This window comes from Clostridium sp. 19966 (assembly GCF_032335695.1).
Classification (GTDB): Bacteria; Bacillota; Clostridia; order Clostridiales; family Clostridiaceae; genus JACTOJ01.
Genome location: NZ_JACTOJ010000083.1, coordinates 1 through 1,227, shown reverse-complemented (window position 1 = coordinate 1,227; position 1,227 = coordinate 1). Strand labels below are relative to the sequence as shown.

1 protein-coding gene is annotated in these 1,227 nt (G+C 29.7%); it reads left to right on the top strand.

Annotated elements, in window-relative coordinates:
- Positions 1–41: 41 nt before the first annotated feature.
- Positions 42–1,186, top strand: a protein-coding gene (locus IAI10_RS24575; RefSeq protein WP_315675946.1) for an IS3 family transposase whose coding sequence is annotated in 2 segments (ribosomal slippage) — positions 42–279 and positions 279–1,186 — 1,146 coding nt in all. Because the reading frame shifts where the segments join, the coding sequence is not laid out codon by codon here.
- Positions 1,187–1,227 lie beyond the last annotated feature (41 nt).

Genomic DNA, 1,227 nt, shown 5'->3' with positions numbered 1-1,227 from the left:
CCGAACACTTTAAAATAAAGAAAAGAGAAGGAAGTGTTATGATGGCTAGAGGTCAAAAACAATATACAGAAGAATTTAAAAATACAATTGTAGAGCTTTATAACTCCGGAAAAAGCTTAGCGGAGCTAAGCAGTGAATATGCCGTTTCAAAATCAACGATAACTGGATGGGTTAAAAAGAATAAACCAGTAACTGTGGATAAAGATACAACTATAACAGCTGCTGAATATCAAGCAATGATAAAGAAAAATAAGCAACTTGAAGAGGAAATTGAAATATTAAAAAAAGCTATGGGCATATTCGCAAGGAAATAACTACTGTATTTGAATTCATCACTAACAACAAAAGATATCATGATATAAAGCTTATGTGTAAGGTATTAAAGGTATCTAGAAGTTCCTATTATAAGTATTTAAATAGTAAACCAAGCAATAGAGAATTAGAAAATAAAAAAATAGAAGAAGAAATTATGAATATCTACAAAGCAAGTAAAAAACGTTATGGGGCTGTTAAAATAAATGAATCTTTAAAAACATTGGGGATAAATATTAGTATAAAGAGAACTCAACGATTGATGATAAAATTAGGAATAAAGTCTATAATAATAAAAAAATATAGACCTACATCATCAAAGAGCAAAATAAAAGAGCAAGAAAACGTTTTAAAAAGAGACTTTAAAACTACTACTATTAATGAAAAATGGGTAACAGACATTACCTATATCCACACAATTAAGGATGGTTGGTGCTATTTAGCCTCAGTTATGGATTTATATAGCAGAAAAATAATTGGCTACGCCATGTCTAAGTCTATTGATACAACCCTTGCATTGCAAGCTGTAAAAAATGCTATTAAGCTTCAAAGTCCAACCAAACCGTTGATCCTGCATAGCGACTTAGGTTGTCAATATACAAGCTTTGCTTTTAAAGAATATATAGATAGCACTAAAATGATAATCCATTCTTTTAGCGGTAAAGGTTGCCCTTATGATAATTCTTGCATTGAGTCTTTTCATGCCTCTTTAAAAAAAGAAGAAGTTCATCTTGTTAAATATTTTGATTATGATGCTGCAAGACTTGCTATATTTGAGTATATAGAAGCTTGGTATAACAGAAAAAGGATACATAGTAGTATTGGATATTTAACTCCACAAAAATGCGAAGATTTAGCTAGAAAAATTGTATAAAAAGTTCAACTTTTTGTGTCTAAGATATTGACATAGATCCA